Source organism: Chryseobacterium sp. CP-77 (assembly GCF_036362765.1).
In the GTDB taxonomy this organism is placed as follows: domain Bacteria; phylum Bacteroidota; class Bacteroidia; order Flavobacteriales; family Weeksellaceae; genus Chryseobacterium; species Chryseobacterium cupriresistens.
Genome location: NZ_CP143637.1, coordinates 1,650,484 through 1,666,498 on the forward strand (window position 1 = coordinate 1,650,484; position 16,015 = coordinate 1,666,498).

At 35.7% G+C, this 16,015-nt stretch carries 18 protein-coding genes; 2 read left to right on the forward strand and 16 right to left on the reverse strand.

What is annotated here, in order from left to right:
• Nucleotides 1–16: 16 nt before the first annotated feature.
• The gene (locus V0410_RS07430; RefSeq protein WP_330746939.1) at nucleotides 17–229 is read right to left on the reverse strand and encodes a hypothetical protein; all 213 of its coding nucleotides are present in this window, start codon (nucleotides 227–229) and stop codon (nucleotides 17–19) included.
• 155 nt (nucleotides 230–384) lie between these two features.
• Between V0410_RS07430 and V0410_RS07435 the strand changes: the two genes are divergently transcribed.
• Entirely contained in the window at nucleotides 385–984 is a 600-nt protein-coding gene (locus V0410_RS07435; RefSeq protein WP_330746940.1) for a hypothetical protein, read from the forward strand.
• Between the two features lie 36 nt (nucleotides 985–1,020).
• On the opposite strand, the gene V0410_RS07440 is transcribed toward V0410_RS07435, so the two are convergent.
• From V0410_RS07440 to V0410_RS07460, 5 genes are all read right to left on the reverse strand, one after another.
• On the reverse strand, nucleotides 1,021–3,066 hold the full coding sequence (locus tag V0410_RS07440; RefSeq protein WP_330746941.1) for a DUF3732 domain-containing protein: 2,046 nt from the start codon (nucleotides 3,064–3,066) through the stop codon (nucleotides 1,021–1,023).
• The gene (locus V0410_RS07445) at nucleotides 3,066–3,608 is read right to left on the reverse strand and encodes a three component ABC system middle component (protein WP_330746942.1); all 543 of its coding nucleotides are present in this window, start codon (nucleotides 3,606–3,608) and stop codon (nucleotides 3,066–3,068) included. The genes V0410_RS07440 and V0410_RS07445 overlap by 1 nt, the downstream gene beginning before the upstream one ends.
• Entirely contained in the window at nucleotides 3,605–4,834 is a 1,230-nt protein-coding gene (locus tag V0410_RS07450) for an ABC-three component system protein (protein WP_330746943.1), read from the reverse strand. The genes V0410_RS07445 and V0410_RS07450 overlap by 4 nt, the downstream gene beginning before the upstream one ends.
• Before the next feature lie 410 nt (nucleotides 4,835–5,244).
• Complete coding sequence (locus V0410_RS07455) at nucleotides 5,245–5,616, reverse strand: hypothetical protein (protein ID WP_330746944.1); 372 nt, start codon at nucleotides 5,614–5,616, stop codon at nucleotides 5,245–5,247.
• Entirely contained in the window at nucleotides 5,606–6,280 is a 675-nt protein-coding gene (locus V0410_RS07460) for a DNA-processing protein DprA (protein ID WP_330746945.1), read from the reverse strand. Before V0410_RS07460 ends, V0410_RS07455 begins: the two co-directional genes overlap by 11 nt.
• A 462-nt stretch (nucleotides 6,281–6,742) precedes the next feature.
• Here V0410_RS07460 and V0410_RS07465 point away from each other — a divergent pair, with 462 nt between their 5' ends.
• On the forward strand, nucleotides 6,743–7,186 hold the full coding sequence (locus V0410_RS07465) for a JAB domain-containing protein (protein ID WP_330746946.1): 444 nt from the start codon (nucleotides 6,743–6,745) through the stop codon (nucleotides 7,184–7,186).
• Nucleotides 7,187–7,370: 184 nt separating this feature from the next.
• Here the strand turns inward: V0410_RS07465 and V0410_RS07470 are convergent, their stop codons facing one another.
• Genes V0410_RS07470 through V0410_RS07515 form a run of 10 tightly spaced genes read right to left on the reverse strand, consistent with a single transcriptional unit; the run spans nucleotide 7,371 to nucleotide 16,013 of the window.
• Complete coding sequence (locus tag V0410_RS07470; protein WP_330746947.1) at nucleotides 7,371–7,817, reverse strand: DUF3872 domain-containing protein; 447 nt, start codon at nucleotides 7,815–7,817, stop codon at nucleotides 7,371–7,373.
• A 12-nt stretch (nucleotides 7,818–7,829) separates the two neighbouring features.
• The gene (locus tag V0410_RS07475; RefSeq protein ID WP_330746948.1) at nucleotides 7,830–8,390 is read right to left on the reverse strand and encodes a conjugal transfer protein TraO; all 561 of its coding nucleotides are present in this window, start codon (nucleotides 8,388–8,390) and stop codon (nucleotides 7,830–7,832) included.
• A gap of 18 nt (nucleotides 8,391–8,408) precedes the next feature.
• Complete coding sequence (traN, locus tag V0410_RS07480; RefSeq protein ID WP_330746949.1) at nucleotides 8,409–9,293, reverse strand: conjugative transposon protein TraN; 885 nt, start codon at nucleotides 9,291–9,293, stop codon at nucleotides 8,409–8,411.
• A 15-nt stretch (nucleotides 9,294–9,308) separates the two neighbouring features.
• Nucleotides 9,309–10,607 (reverse strand): conjugative transposon protein TraM, encoded by a 1,299-nt coding sequence (traM, locus tag V0410_RS07485; RefSeq protein WP_330746950.1) that lies wholly within the window; start codon nucleotides 10,605–10,607, stop codon nucleotides 9,309–9,311.
• 3 nt (nucleotides 10,608–10,610) lie between these two features.
• Entirely contained in the window at nucleotides 10,611–10,880 is a 270-nt protein-coding gene (locus tag V0410_RS07490) for a hypothetical protein (RefSeq protein WP_330746951.1), read from the reverse strand.
• An 8-nt stretch (nucleotides 10,881–10,888) separates the two neighbouring features.
• On the reverse strand, nucleotides 10,889–11,512 hold the full coding sequence (gene traK / locus V0410_RS07495; protein WP_330746952.1) for a conjugative transposon protein TraK: 624 nt from the start codon (nucleotides 11,510–11,512) through the stop codon (nucleotides 10,889–10,891).
• Nucleotides 11,513–11,525: 13 nt separating this feature from the next.
• Nucleotides 11,526–12,518, reverse strand: a complete 993-nt coding sequence (gene traJ / locus V0410_RS07500; RefSeq protein WP_330746953.1) for a conjugative transposon protein TraJ — start codon at nucleotides 12,516–12,518, stop codon at nucleotides 11,526–11,528.
• Nucleotide 12,519: 1 nt separating this feature from the next.
• Entirely contained in the window at nucleotides 12,520–13,125 is a 606-nt protein-coding gene (locus V0410_RS07505; protein ID WP_330747673.1) for a DUF4141 domain-containing protein, read from the reverse strand.
• 48 nt (nucleotides 13,126–13,173) lie between these two features.
• Nucleotides 13,174–15,684 carry a TraG family conjugative transposon ATPase gene (locus V0410_RS07510; RefSeq protein ID WP_330746954.1) on the reverse strand — a complete coding sequence of 837 codons (2,511 nt, stop codon included), beginning with the start codon at nucleotides 15,682–15,684 and terminating at the stop codon, nucleotides 13,174–13,176.
• Nucleotides 15,681–16,013, reverse strand: a complete 333-nt coding sequence (locus tag V0410_RS07515) for a DUF4133 domain-containing protein (protein WP_330746955.1) — start codon at nucleotides 16,011–16,013, stop codon at nucleotides 15,681–15,683. The genes V0410_RS07510 and V0410_RS07515 overlap by 4 nt, the downstream gene beginning before the upstream one ends.
• Nucleotides 16,014–16,015: the final 2 nt, after the last annotated feature.

Below are 16,015 nucleotides of genomic sequence, written 5' to 3' on the forward strand. Positions count from 1 at the left end.
GCTAAGGTACAAATTATCAATCAGATGTAAAAAATTCTTTTAAAGTAAGTTTTACTATAAAATATATAAATTCCATTATCTCTTCTGACTGTTCTTCGTTTACATCATGACCTGCTTTCCTTAATATCTGTAGCGCCTTTTCGGGAGGAATTTTTTTTAAAGGTATTGAAGGAATATATTTATTAATTTCAGGTTGCTGGGATTCATTTTTTGATTTAGCTTTCTTCATAACAATGTGATTGAAGATTTGTTCTCAAACATTGTAATTTAATTAGGTAGCATATTATTGATCAAGCTATTGTCGTAAAAGTCCTTTTTTGGCTGTTGATTACAACGCTATTTTAAATTAAAAAATTTCTTACCTTGTCATTAAAATTACAACTAATGACCGAAGCTATTTTTGGATTGGTAGGCGTTCTTGTTGGATCTGGAATTTCCTGGTTTCAATCTTATTGGACTAGTCAAAGTGAAGCACAGAAAAACGCTCGCTATTTGGCTATCAGGATTGTTTGTATTTTAGACAAATATATAGAAGATTGTGCTGAAGTAGTTAAAGACGACGGTCTATTTGAAGGACAGAGATCAGCTCAAAACTGCCTCGTTCCTCAAATTAAAATTCCTAGTGTTCCAAATTATCCTGATGATATTGATTGGAAAAGCATTGATCCTGATCTGATGTTTGAACTTCTTTCTTTTCCGTCAGAAATTGAAGACGGAAACAGGATTATCAATGCTGCTAATCTTATCGCATACCCTCCGGATTATCAGGATTGGTTTGATGAAAGAAAATTCTATTATTGTCAATTTGGATTAACAGCCAACAAACTTTCAAATGACTTATCGAAGAAATATGGTATTAAGAAGAAAAATTATAATGAATGGAATCCTTTCGAATACTTTTCGTCTGAATTAAGAGCTGTTGCTCAACAACGTAATCACCGGACTGAAGAACACGAGGCATTTGTTAAAAAAGTATTGGGGTAATTAATAATTTTATTTCAATTTATTAAAAATCTTTTTTTAATCAAACCATGCCCTTGGAATAAGTGCATTGTAGTTACTATCAGGATCATCAAAAGAACCTCTCCATTCCTCGACCAAATGAATATTCAAATCCTTTCCCCAAGTTGACTTGGAAGCATGCTCAAGGACAATAATTTGAGTCTCGAAATTATTACTATCCATAAACTTACTACAAGCTTGAAAAATCAAAGCCGTATTCTCTATATCTTCTGATATTTTTGCTTTTTTTTCTTTATCAATATTATCGTTCTCGAAATCTTTAAAATCTTCTGGAAAATAGACTTGACTAGGTTGATCTAGCACCAATAATGATGGAATATAGTTTCTTTTACCTGATTCAGGAAGGCTAAGAAAATATTCATGCAGACCAAGCATAGTAGCTAAATGAAAACACATATGGTTTGCACCACTACCTAGTTTATATAAAAAATTTATATTTTTTGTTTTTGTATCTTCAATACGAATTCCAATGCTGATTTCAGGATCCAATAGCACCCTCCTTTGACTTTTATTTTCGATTGGAAGAATTCTAACATAATTGGCTATCGCATCTGAAACTTTTTTTAAACAGTACTCTTTATCAAATTTTTCTTTTAAACCTCTCAATTTACCTCTCTTCGTAAATAATTCAGCAGCTAAAGCTTCTATTTCTTTCGCTAAATCAGCTGAAGGAGAAATTTTTTCCAAGTTTTCAAGGACATGCTCAATTTTTCCACTAAATTCAAATATGTCTTGAAATTTTTGATAATTTTTTCGATCTTCACTTCTAAGAATTTGGATGTTAGTATCAACCTTTACAATATCTCGCTCTTTCGCCTTTATTTTTTCCTTGTAATCTCCTTTTTCTTTTTCAAAACTAAAGCTTTCAGATTTTGCTGCTTCTAATACCTTAAGATTTTTTTGTCTTTCATTTTGAAGATTTATCAAAGTATCAATTGCTTTTTCAGAGACAGAATCACAAAATGGACAAATATTGGTACCCTTTTGTTGCAGAAGCCAATCGACTGGTTTTAGTCTCTTATCAAGTTCAACCGAAACATTTTCAACATATTCGGTTTTAGAACGGTCAAACTGTTGAATTTTTTGTAACCCCACTCTCAAATCATCCAACTCCCTTGTTAAACGTATTCTATCTTTATCCAGTTGTTCCAGCTTCTGAGAATACCTTAAAGCTGATCCTTCTTTGAGAAATCTATTATTTTTCACATCAGAAACAATCTTTTTCAATTCTGCTCTTATTAGGTTAACACTTGCAGACTCAAAACTAATATCAGCATTTGTAAGGCCCAAATTTATTGCCTTAGTATAATATTCATAGACATCAGATTGCCAATTCTCGTACTGTAAACGAAGATCATCGAGCTTTCTTGATTTTTCTTTTTCGTCACGCTCCAAAGCTTCAATTTCGCTTTCTAGATTTAAAATTTCATATGATTTATATCCTAATACTAAAGGAAACAATGTTCGCAAACGACGTAAATGTTCGAAAGTATCAGTTTTATAAAATATTGTTGTCGGATTAGCGATGATGTTTTGTGGCTGAAACATAAATGCAGCTGTATCTCTAAAACTGGCAGGAGCTTCCTCTTTCTGATATTCATTATTAATGGAAATATTCTCAAAACCGGCTTTAACACTTAAGAAATTTTTAACCTTATCTCTATTTGTTTTATATTTCCCCGAATCTTTGATCCAATTATTAGAATTCAGAGAAGGATTATCGCCTTTTCCTTGAACATCATACATGTACATTACATCGGAAACTTTACCATCATTCCCTGGACAATCTCTAGCTAAAAAAATAGATTGATCTCCCAGAGTTATATAAATCGCGAATTTGTCAACTTTTTCTCTGATCGTCCCAACCGGTATATCACATTCACTACTACCTAAACAGTAATCAATAATAGAAATGATGGCAGATTTACCTCGCTGACTGTATCCCGTAATAACATTGACCTTGTTTTCTTCAAACTTAATAATTTTTGGATCGAGGGTATCATCCAAGGGATATAATAAAATATTTTTAATCTTTAGTTTCATTAAAATCTAATATTTAGATCGTTCTGTATGTTTTTATCATGTTTTTTTGCAAAAATACTTCCCAGTTTATAGGCACTGTCTTGAATTTGTTTAACACTATCACATGAAATATTCGAAGACATTGTTAACGCTAACTTTTTTACTGTGTGTGGCCGTAATAAAATTATTGTTCCGTTTTGCTTATTAATACTGAGAACTTTTTTACTAAAAGCAACGTTTAATCCATTGAAAGTTTGTTTCGTCATCTTATAAGCTCTGTCTTGCAGACCAAGGAGTATAGAGTGCTCCTTCATTAGAGCAGTATATAATTCATTAGAGTTTAAGAAACTCAGCATTGCTGAATAGTTGTAAACAATAGGAAGTACAAAAAAGAGATACTCAAGTTTAGGAAATGTTACATCATTTTTTCTATTTTTTGCGATAGTGTGATACCCTAAAGTAAAACTATGCAGAGCTATAACACCAAGAGCATCATTCTGCATTAACTCAAACAAATTGTAATTGTCTATAACTAAAGAACTATTATTTACTTTTTTCATCATTTCTTGTATTTTGATTCCCATTCTGGATGCCATCCAATTTTTGGAATGTTAGATAATTTAAGAAATGTTCCGTTACGGATATAACTATTTGAAGAATTAAAAGCAAAACCTTCTTGAAAATTGATTTCTATATTATTCATTATTGTGTCGAAAATCTTCACAGCCATATCATTCTTTTCCAATTCACTGTAATCATCTAATTCATTTATGATCACAGTGTCCACGAAGCTTTGCCATCTTTCTAAACACAAATCCTGAAATTTTCTAAAATCTGGTTCCGTAAAATTACCTCCACGAACAATATGTGCCATCTCAATATCATGATATATAAAGTCAAGAATTGCACTTTCAATCAGCCTTTCTTTTGCAGACTTTTTACGATTTATATCTGAAATTTGCCTTACAAACAATTCCTTTCTTACTTCAGACAATTTATTGGAATCAATTGTTCCTAAATCATCCTTTTTCCTAAAAACCGCATTAACAATGGCTGGGTTAGAATTTACAAACGAAAATTTTAAGTCAAAATCTTTTTTTGTAAAAGTAGCTCCAATGCCTACACCTTGCAACCACTTTGCCTTACTAGCATTTACGATCCAACCATACATTGTATCATAGATAACATCTTTCCTAGATTGTGAATAATTATCAGTTGTGAGATGCGCTGCTACAAAAAACCTTTCTTTTAATGATTCCTGATCCTCAATCTCAAGATTATTCTTTATTATTTTTAGATTTTCTTCCTTAGAAAGTGCAAATTCTATAAGTTTTACAATTTGTTTAATTGACTGCCCAGATCCTTTATCTGGAAGATTCTTTATTTTTTCCTTTTGCTTATCCAGCACCTTTCGGATCTCCACTAAAGCTTGATCAAAATCTAAATATTTTATTTTATGAAGTAATGAATGACTTTCTATTTTTTTATTTGTAGAGCAAACAAATTTTGTAGAACTAGTAAAAATACCCTTTTCAAGTTTTTCAATCCATATTTGTATAGTTCTCCACAATGATTTACTTGTATCCTGAAAAGTCGTACCGTTTGGACAAATACTATGTTTTGACTGAATAGTAACCAAAACAATATCCTCTTCATTTTGTATAGCAACATCGTCGACTTGCTCTAGAGAAACTACATCTGTAGTATTGTCAAGTGTAGCTAACAAGATTAGAGCCTTCTCAAACTGGAATAGAAAACCAGCAATAGAACCAGCAGCGGAGTCAGACATAGATTAAATACGGTTGTTAATTTTTACTAAAATAAAAAAAAATAGCAAATTGAACAAAATCAGCATAATATAACTAACCACTTATTTTTGATCAAATGTTTTACATTTGCAGTTTATTTTTCGCTTTTAGTGAATTAGCTATAAAATTAGAGTTTAGTAGTAAAACAAAAATACGTAATCAGGCATCTGAAATCCTCCTTTCGCAGAAAGATGCATTTTTCCACGACTAACATCTATAATATTTTCTAGATTCTTCCAGCCTCTTGTTCTTATAGCACAGAAAATTTTAATTTCTTTGTCAGGATAAATCTTTTGAAGCTCAAGAGCAACCGCCATAGATGTTCGACCTAATGTCAGAATATCATCAACCACAATAATCGTTGGTTCGGTGATAATTACAGGTCTTATGGTTAAGCTATCTTGATGAGTCTGAACTGTATTTCTTGTATCAGCATGAAACTGCCCGCTTGATTTCGGAATGGCATATGCACGATCAACACAAACAGTAACACTTCACCTAATCGATTTTTGACCAGTGTTTCACAAATTACTCGTGCTGGAAAAACAGCTCCGTCAACAAGAGGAGTACTTCTTGGAACAGGAATTAAGGATGAGTTCGCAAAATATTCTGATAAATCTGCTTCTTCTATCCTTTGGCTTAATCTTGTACTGAAGGTAACATCTCCATTTTTGCAAGAACCGGCAACCGTCCGTGAATTAATTTCAATATCAGACTTACCTCTCGGAGAATAGGCCAGAAAGGTAAGAAACTCAAAAGACATACTCCTTTTTTGTGGTTAAAAAAGGAATGCTTTCAATTAGAAATTCAAAGTTGTCGTTGGTCAATACCTGTGCACCATAACTTAGCATTTCTTCTGCCCATGAAACTTTTTGATTGAGAACATTTTCCATAATAAGAAGCTGCCTTCCCAATCTTAGAGCTTCCCATCCCTGATGTTTTGTACCGCTTTTTTCACTGGTCTCAACAATGATTGTTGCATCACTTATCAATGCCATAGTTCTATTTCTGATCGGAAAGCTTTTCGGAGTTACTGGATAATTTTCAGGAAACTGAGAAATCAGCAAATGATTTTCAGCAATAAAATCCTGCAATTGCTTATTCTCAGCCGGAAAATATTTATCAATAGGAGTTCCTATAACGCCAATCGTATGACCTTGGGATTCAATTGCCGTTCTATGAGCTATTGTATCAATACCTTCAGCTAAACCGCTTACTACAGTTATATCATTTTGCACTAATAATTTAGCAATCTTTCTAGCTCTTCTTACTCCAAGATCTGAAACCTTACGAGAACCAACAACTGCTACTCTCCTACCGTTTTCCAACAAAGAAAAGTCCCCCTTATAAAATATTTCTTTGGGACTGTTTTTTTTCCCAATAGTGGTCAGCTTATCATAGTAATCGTTAAAAGAACCGATCTGCATAAGTATTAAGGTTTAAATGAACATTGTAATATAGTGCATTTACAATGTATTTTCAAAGTAATAGTAGTAAAAAAATACAGATTAATTAACGGCTGTTTTATTAAAAATTTCCCATAATAAACCGGTAAAAAGGCAGCTAAGGTACTGTTGCCAGCCGTCAGCTTTTCCCACCAAAAGACTACGGCATAAACGGTTTCCTCCCTAAAGGTACCCTCCAATTATTCCGTTTCCTTTTGGCTTTTTTTCTTTGTCAACACTTCATATCTGCTTTCTTTTTTCCGGTTTTTCTTTTGAAAAATATTTAGCGAAGCCTGAAAGGCTTTTAAGAAATAGGACGGAGAAGAGATTGAAAAGGCTTTTGATCTAAAAAGACCCGTAACAGTTCAAAGATGTTTTTAAATAAATGCTGTTTTAACTTAAGTACGGGAAACAAAAGGCTCTGCCGTACTCAGAGCAATAACAATGAAATATAATATCGTAAATGAGATCAAATTGATTTATACAAGAAAAGGAAATACTGAAAAAAAGGTACTTAACTCCCAGGATGCTACAGATATTTTCCGGGAACATTTTGATTCGGATCAGATCGACTACAGAGAGTCATTTTACTCAATGTATATGAATCAGGCTAACAAGGTCTTAGGGATACAAAAAATATCAGAATCTGGAATTACCTCTTCTCTTGTTGACATCAGAATCATCATGCAGGGAGCTTTATTATGTAATGCCGTATCATTGATTATAGCCCATAACCATCCTTCCGGCAACCTGACACCTTCACGTGAAGACATAAGCATCACACAAAAAATAAAGGAGGCTGGACAATTATTAAATATTAAACTGCTTGATCATTGTATAATAACTTCAACCGACTCCTTCTCTTTCTCCGATGAAGGTATTTTATAAGAAATTTAAATTTTTGAAAAATAAGAATCCAGAGCCGATTCCCGGTCTGGATTCTTGTGGCGTCGCGGAAAGATGGTTGCCCTTTAGGGATCAACCATCTTTCCGCAAATACTAAACAATGCTTCTCAAATTAGATGGTTTCATTTATATGGAAATATATATTTGTAAGCTAAAGAAATAGTATTTATCCGTTTAGCTTTTTGTTGTTGAATTGAAATTCAATTTTATTCTCATTTCCAAAACTGTCTGAGAGCCATACCGTAAATGATTGTGAAGCTTCAGAGGTTGAAGTATAATACAATCTGAACTCTTTCTCATACAGAGGATAAATATCATTGGGAAAATAGGGTTGAGTGTTATAATATTGTAGCTTTCCTGTTCCCTCAAACTGAAAATATCGCAGATAATATTTGGTGTCAGCAAAATTACCTTCAGGAAGAATGTTGATACGGATCTCCACATATTCATCTTTAGCGATATCCTTAGGAACAGGCATAACCGACACCTTAAAAGGATAATTCTGCTGAATTTCCAAATCTTCTTTCTCACATGATTGTACAAATAGTCCGATTACAAATAATAGCAAGAAACACTTGAATTGTATTTTAACTATATTAATTACATTTTTCATTTTTTATTATTTTTAGAAGTTATATCTTATTCCAACACCGAATAATGAGCTCAACTGAGCCATTTGGCTATTTTTCAAAAAGCGAAGTTGCCCATTGACCAGGAAAACTAAATGCTCAGTCAGATAGCTTTCAATAGACAGCTTACCATTCGTCCCATAAATAAAATTATCAGTTGCTGTTAACATTGAACCGTCATATAGCAATTCATTGCCCCTGTTAACTTGTTCATAACCAACAAAACCTCCGATCCCCAGATTAAGATTGACATTTCGCATGAAGTCTCCCCAAATATAAAAACTGTACCCACCACTCAGCAGGAAACTATCTATCGGGATATCGCAGCCTGTGTATTTATAATATTTTCTACCATATTCTGCCAGTCCAAAAAAATAATTACCATTCTTCGAGTAAGAAACAAGCCCCGTACTTAACATATAATTTTGCTTTTCAGGAGATTTTGGAAATACTGAATAAGAAAATTCAATACCTGTTTGCCCAGGAATCATTTGTTGAGCAAATGTTTTACTGTTCAATGCAATCGTTAAGATGATTGCTAAAAATATTTTGTTCATCTTACTTCGTTTTTATGTTTAACTATGTATCAATCTTGCACGAATCAGATCTGAATTTTCAAGCTGTACCTTCTGATGCCTTCCCCCATTCTTCTCCAGAATTTCAATTTCCAGCACCTGATCTTTTAAGAGCGTAAACTGATCCACCAGATAAACCCCTTTTATGTTTGAATGATCAGCTGCTGTCATTTGCGGGAAGTAGTTACGAACCTTTTCTAATATCTTATCCTGAACTACCGTTCGTTTTAAATTCTTCTTGTCAACAATTTTAAAATTGACCCATTCAATACTATACGCCACATTACTTTTATTCTCAATTTGCAATGTGAAATAAAATTTGCTTTCATTAACGTGGAGTGCCCTGACTGAAAACTCAATTCCATAACTTTTTGAAACAATATGTTTAATAGTTCTCTTGCTTTTCATGTACAGATTTTCCATAATAAGCTCTGTCAGAGTAGTGGAGCTTCCTTTAAGGTCCTCAAACAATACATCAGTAGTATATTGCCGTTCAATACCCCTTTGAAGTTTTACTAAATCATAGCTGAGTATTTCTGGATAAGAACTGTAAGACACATCAAAATTGTAAAATTTTCCATCTTCAGTAATGACCGAAAAATTGGTTTCCTCTTCAAAATCTCTCACAGCCGATTTAATCCGGAGAACATTTCCGATAGGCTCTGCCTTATTGGCAACTAACAGTTCACTCCCTAGATCAACATATCGTATCGGTGATGGAAAAATCACGTGGCTTGTTTTACTGTAGGTGACCTGCATTTTGAAAGATTCCAATTTTCCCTGTTCCAAGGAAATATAAGTTGTCACAGAATCCTGACCAAATAACTTGCTTGCCAACAGAAGTAATAGCATAATGAGAATATAATGGCTCTTTTGTGTATTCATTTTTTAATTTTTTGATTAGTTATTTTTGGGTAAGAGTAATACCTGATGGCCCGCTTTTACAGTTACTTTCAATTGTCTGACTCTTTTTTGAAAATAGCCCGACAATCCCTGTAGTATTCCCCTGCTCAGATCAGCTGCAATCTGTTGTCCTGCTGATTGGGTCATCATAATATTGGTACCGGAAGTCTGGCTCATGTTAGCTACAATATCGCTTACCGCATCTTGTTCCGGTGAATACGGAACGTATAAACCCAATTGTCCGTCATTGTCATAAACATTGATTTCTACAGGATAGACATTAGCCTTATATTGAATGGAAGATATTTTTAACTGAAGCCGCCCGCCTTGAAATTTACTTGTGGCAATCAGCAAACTCCCCGATGGAATTTCAGTTCGCCCGAGTTGCATCGCTTCAGAAAGCCTTATGGATAATGTACTTTCGTTGACCAAAGCCTTAGTTTCATAGACCACACCCCTTATTGCGTTTTTTGCCTGAACTAAGTTCTCTGAATCATTTTGACCATCATAAAATCTATTCTGATTCAGACCCGCAATAAAAGCACTGTCCGATTGCTGTCTATATAATGAAGAAACAATAGTCGAATGTGATGGTCTTGCCAGTGTCAGCTTTATCTTATTTTCAGTTGGCTTTTCCTCCTGTTGTTTTGGTACTGCTTCTTCCTGTTTTGAAGTCGTTGGAAGATACTTGGCTGCCATCTGATATGATTTTTCCATCAGTTCTAATTGATCATTTATTCCAAGCCCTACAGGAGCAGCATTGTTCTGCATGGCTTCATTCTTTAATCTTGAAATTTCTTTCCTCAAATTATTGACTTCCTGATCATCCCGACCATAAAATGAACTCAAGGTTTGCTGTGCATTTCGATAACTGTTCACTGCATTCTGATCAGATTCCTGAAGAATACTCCTTCCAGTCGTTACAGTTGATGGATTGTTATTAGAATTTGAATCGCTTTGGTCATTCCAATAATCGGATAAGGTGGTTACAGCATTTCTTTTCTCTTCGTTCTTTTGCTCTAACAACTGCTGCTCATAAGCCTTTTGCTTATCAGACTGTAATTGACCGTCTTTTGCCTGTGGAATAGCTGCATTAAAGCCAGCCTCTTCAATAATGGTATGATCGGTTTTGGGCTTAAAGATGAGATAAAAGCAAGATGCACATACAGCAGCCATCAAAAAGTAGATGAAAGGTTTCTTTAATCTTTCCCATTGAGCCTTGGGATGATCATTCACTCCGTTAGAATTTTGGGAGAGATCATGTTCTGTCACTCTAATTTTCTCTGAATCTTTCATATTCTATTTTTTAGTGGATGAGTTTACTATTTCATTATGCGTCGATCCTTTTTCGATAGGTTTCTTAGAAATGCCGTCAATATGATTGATAGAAATGGTATTACTTCTTTGACCTGTACAAATACAGATATTGACAATGACGATGACGGTTATCAAAGCATAACCACTAAAGAAAACCTTGGTCAGGAATTTTTGTCGCTCTACCGGAAGAGATTTCCAGTGTTTATCAATCTTTACAACATAATTTTCGAGTGTATCTCTTAGTTTTTTCATCGGTCTTATTAGCGTTCAACAGTTTCGACATCTCTATTTTCAAGCACGTTGAATTTTTCAATGATAAATCCCTGAGGATTGCTGTCAGACCGTACAGAATTAACCAGTGAACAATTAGTCACTAAATTTCTGATGGTAAGATTACTGGACCTGATTATAAACTGTCTTGCGTATGTTTTAACATCATAAGGGTAAGTGTCAAAGTTGGCAACGACACTATCTACCTCAACTCTCTGCTGGATATTACCGGAAATGATTCTGTTATAGTAGCCTTTTTCCTGAAGGTCTTTATAGTAATTGAATGCAGATTGATCAGCCAAATTGAAAGCCCTTTTTACATTACTTTCAATAGCATTCTTATCAGGTGCTATGGTGAAGAACAATTCATGAAATCGTCTCACATGCTCTCTTGCTTCCACAGGTCTGTTGATCGACATATCCTGAGATAGCGCTAACATTAATGATTTACCATTGTCCAGCACATAGATCTTCTGACGCTGCTGTTCGGCAAACTGGTAGGATTTAAAGACAACTACTCCTACCACTCCAAAACACAACATTGCAAAAACAAACGTAAACAAACGGATCTGCTTGAAGCTGCTCTCAATATTTCTTAAAGTTTTAAATTCCATATAACTCTATTTTTTATTTTAATAATCTTCCTGAAATATTACCTGTAGCCGAACCTAATGCTGCTCCCGCAACATTGCCCGACTTCGTGGCAGTCTGATTAACATTGCGCATGAAATTACCTGCTCCTCCTGCTTGAATCACCCAGCCTGTAACCGTTGGTACGGTAAAATAGCCTATGATGCCAATCACCATGTAGACGATATAAACTGTATTGGAGGTATCAGGAATAAAGGTTGGATCTGCGAGCATTTCAATATCCCGTTCCAAGATCAAGGTTTGTATCTTTGCAAGAATGGCACTGAAAATATCGGCAACAGGTAACCATAGGTAAACACTTACATATCTTGTCAGCCATTGACTTAAAGTGGTCTGAAATCCATCCCATGCGGAAATGGCAAATGCGATAGGTCCTAATATTGAAAGGACAATTAGAAAGAATGTTCTGATGGTATCAATAACTAAGGCTGCCGATTGAAATAATATTTCAAGAAACTCCCGGAAACCATCTCTGATATCCTTCTTGATGGCAAACATTTCTCTTTCAATATACATTCCGGACATCGTGACCAAATCCGATGGTGACCATCCGAGCTCTTCCAGCTTTTTATCAAATTCTTCATTTGAAATAAGGTAAGCCATCTCCGGATTCCTGAGCATCGCCTCACGCTCCAAAAGATCCTTTTTCTGCTGCAGTTCATTCATATCCAACACTTGATTTTCCAGCATCGAATGGCTCCCCTGAACAATCGGACTCATTATCCCATTAAGACTTCCTAAAACCAATGTGGTAAAAAACATAATGCAGATGCCTATGGCAAAAGGTCTCAGCATGGGAAACAAATCAATAGGTTCTGCACGGCTCAATGACTGCCAGACTTTTAGTGCTACACAGAATAAAGCACCTAATCCTGCGACTCCTTTTGCCACAGCAGCCATATCGGCGCACATCGGCATCATTTCCTCATAAACGGAACGAAGTACTTCGTGTAAGTTGTTGGGTTCCATCTTACCAGTATTTTTGATTGGAGGTTCCGTAAAGATTCAATACTCTTTGGGTGTTGTTCTGTTTTTTTGCTCTCAGATAGCTGACAGAAATATTCTTATTGGTGTAGTATCTTACCAGATTATGATACGCTTTGACCTCTTTAAACACCCGGTCAACAACATCCATCCTTTCTTTATCATTCAGAGAAAGACCGTTAGAAGTGATGATCTCTTTGAGTTCTTTCAATAGCTCCGTACTCTCGGTAAGAAGTGCAGAATAACCATTGGCAATAGAAGCTAATTCCTGAGCATTAAAGTTGGGGTCATTCAGCATTTTACCGAAATTATTCACATACATCTCAGAAACATCACCTACCAAAAGAACCGTCTGCTGAACCTTTCTGGCATCTTTGACCAGATTATTGATGGCTTTGAGCTGGTCATAATACTCCTTACCCTGTTCATACACTTTCTTAACTTCATTGAAGTTTTTTACGACATTGGATACTGTCGATGAAGTCTGTACAATTTCATTGGCTGAGTTCAAAATTCCCGAAGCCAGGTTTGCGGGGTCTGTTACGACAAATTGTGCTTTTGTATAGGTTACGGCAGCAAAAAATGCTACCATTAAGGTTTTAATGATTAAATTTTTCATTGTTGTACATTTTTAAATGATTTAATTTTCTTTTGTTTTCGATTTTATCCTCTTAAGAGAAATTCTCTTGATGGCCTGTTCTACATTGCCGTCAAGTTTCGATGCAAGATTCATGACCTCCATCTTTTCCGTTTCTTCAGTGGTATAAGCTAGATACTCTTCTGTTGAAACTTCAGTGGCATAGACTGCAGAGTGCGTTCCACCCAGTCCAATCCAGACCTCCTTGTACAGCCTTCTCGGATCGTTGTTCATATTGATCGACATCACCTGGGACTTTTCTTTATCAGTCAATCCCAGCATCGCCTGAATATCATCAAACTTGTTCATGTACTTTCTTTGGTCAAGAAGAATCTTACAATCCGAATTATTAATGATACTTTCTTTCACAATCGGTGACTGAATGATATCATCGACTTCCTGAGTTACTACAATGGCTTCTCCGAAAAATTTCCTGACGGTCTTGAACAGGTACTTGATATACTCAGCCATCCCCTCCTTGGCAATGGCTTTCCAGGCTTCTTCGATGAGGATGAGTTTTCTGATTCCTTTGAGTCTTCGCATCTTATTGATAAAGACCTCCATTATGATAATGGTTACAATAGGAAATAGAATTTTATGATCTTTAATAGCATCGATTTCAAAGACAATAAAACGCTTGGATAATAAGTCCAGCTGCTTCTCTGAATTGAGCAGATAGTCATACTCTCCTCCTCTATAGTAAGGTTCCAGCACATTGAGAAAGTTGGCAATATCAAAGTCTTTTTCCCTGACTTTCTTTTGCTCCAATATTTTCTGATAATCATCTTTGACATACGCATAGAATCCATCGAAAGAAGGATGCTGGTCATCGGTTTTAATTCTTTCGATATATCCGCTGACTGCATTGGAGAGTGCCACTTCCTCTGAACGGGTTGGTGGTTCATCGTCTCTTTTCCAAAGAGTCAGAATCAAGGTTTTTATACTCTCCCTTTTTTCAATGTCAAAAACGCCGTCATCAGTATAGAATGGATTGAAAGCGATAGGATTGTCCTCGGTATAAGTAAAATAAACCCCGTCCTCTCCTTTGGTCTTTCCTTTAATGAGTTCACATAATCCCTGATAGGAATTTCCGGTATCTACAAGAAGGACATGCGCTCCCTGCTCATAATACTGTCGCACCATATGGTTGGTGAAGAATGATTTACCACTGCCCGATGGACCAAGGATAAACTTATTTCTATTGGTAATAATCCCCTGTTTCATCGGCAGATCCGAAATATCCAAATGAATAGGCTTTCCCGTCAGGCGGTCAGCCATTTTGATCCCAAAAGGTGATGGTGAATCCTGGTAGTTGGTCTCTTCCGTGAAAAAACACAAAGCAGGTTCAATAAATGTGTAAAAGCTTTCTTCACTAGGAAAATCTCCTGCATTACCGGGAATTCCAGCCCAATATAATGTTGCTGTATCTGTCGTATTATGACGGGGCCTACATTCCATTAAGGCTAGCGCGCTACCCGTATCATTTTTTAATTGTTTGAGCTCAGCAGAATTATCAGACCATGACATCACATTAAAATGAGCACGAACAGATTGCAGACCATATGAATGTGCTTCATTTAAATACTTTTCAATCCATTCCTTATTGATCTGATTGGCTCTACTATATCTGGCTAAAGAGTGCATATTCCTTGCAGATTTTTCAAACTGGCGAAGATTCTCATCACTGTTGTCGATGAACAGATATTGGTTATAAATGTGATTGCAACTGAGCAGAAGTCCAACGGGAGAAGCAAATGAAAGAAGACAATCACTGCGGTCGGTGCTTAACTTCTCATACCGACTATGTGATGAGACTGTGCCTGGTAAATCCTCAGTATCCGATAAGGTGTGCATACTAATCCGGTTATTACCAATCCGCATTTCTTCCGACCCTAACTTAATGTCCTGCAATGACGGATGGGTTTCACGGGATAGAGTCAGATACTGTTCCAGTAGTCCTGACCTCTCAGAAGTTCCTGCTATCTCATCTTCTGTCATCCTTTCCAGATGGATATAACCACTATCATTCATTATCCGCTCCAGCTGATCAACACCTTCAAGAAAGCGATTGATGACTTCTTTGTCCTTAATCTCTTTTGGAATCAGCTTGCCTTTACAGAGAGAAGAAAAATTGCTCTGCATCCTCATTCTCTCCTTACTGGTTTTCGTTATAAAGAGATAGCAGTAATGATTTAAAAAGGGTCTCTCATTGAAATGTCTTTCAAATGATTTGGAAAGAAAACTCTGGTCGTCTTTTGACAAATCAGGATTGTAGTTTTCTTTGATAAACCAGTCCTGTTTGTGAACGATGGTGAAATCCGGTAATGTTTTAATCGCTTTAAACCAAACGGAATGCATGGCTTCATACTCAGCGGAAGCAACGGTAAACAGTTCAGGGAGTCTGACCTTAAAGCAAACCGTAACATCAGCGTCTTTTGAAATGATACAATTATTTTCAATCGCTAACAATGGAAATTTGCTTTCCAAGGTTGCTGCTTTGGAAGAATTTCTCATATGTCTGTTCTTTTATGGTTAGATTTCAAATACCGATAAATACTCTTTCGACTGATGATGTATTTTGGATGCTTTTTTTGAGCACCCATTTTCATCAGACCATGTTGCCCGTATTTTCCATTCAGTGCAAAAGTCTGCCCGGTAAGAAGTCCACCACTAATTCCTCCGAGAATTAAACACAAATAGGTATTGACGCCTGCCATATACATAACCATGACGCAGATCAATATTGCTAAGAGCCCTCCACTGAAGATAAAGAGGTATTGCGCTTTAAGTCCCTTGAACTCTACCGTCCGTCCTATTCCTTTATTGATATGATAGATATTCATAA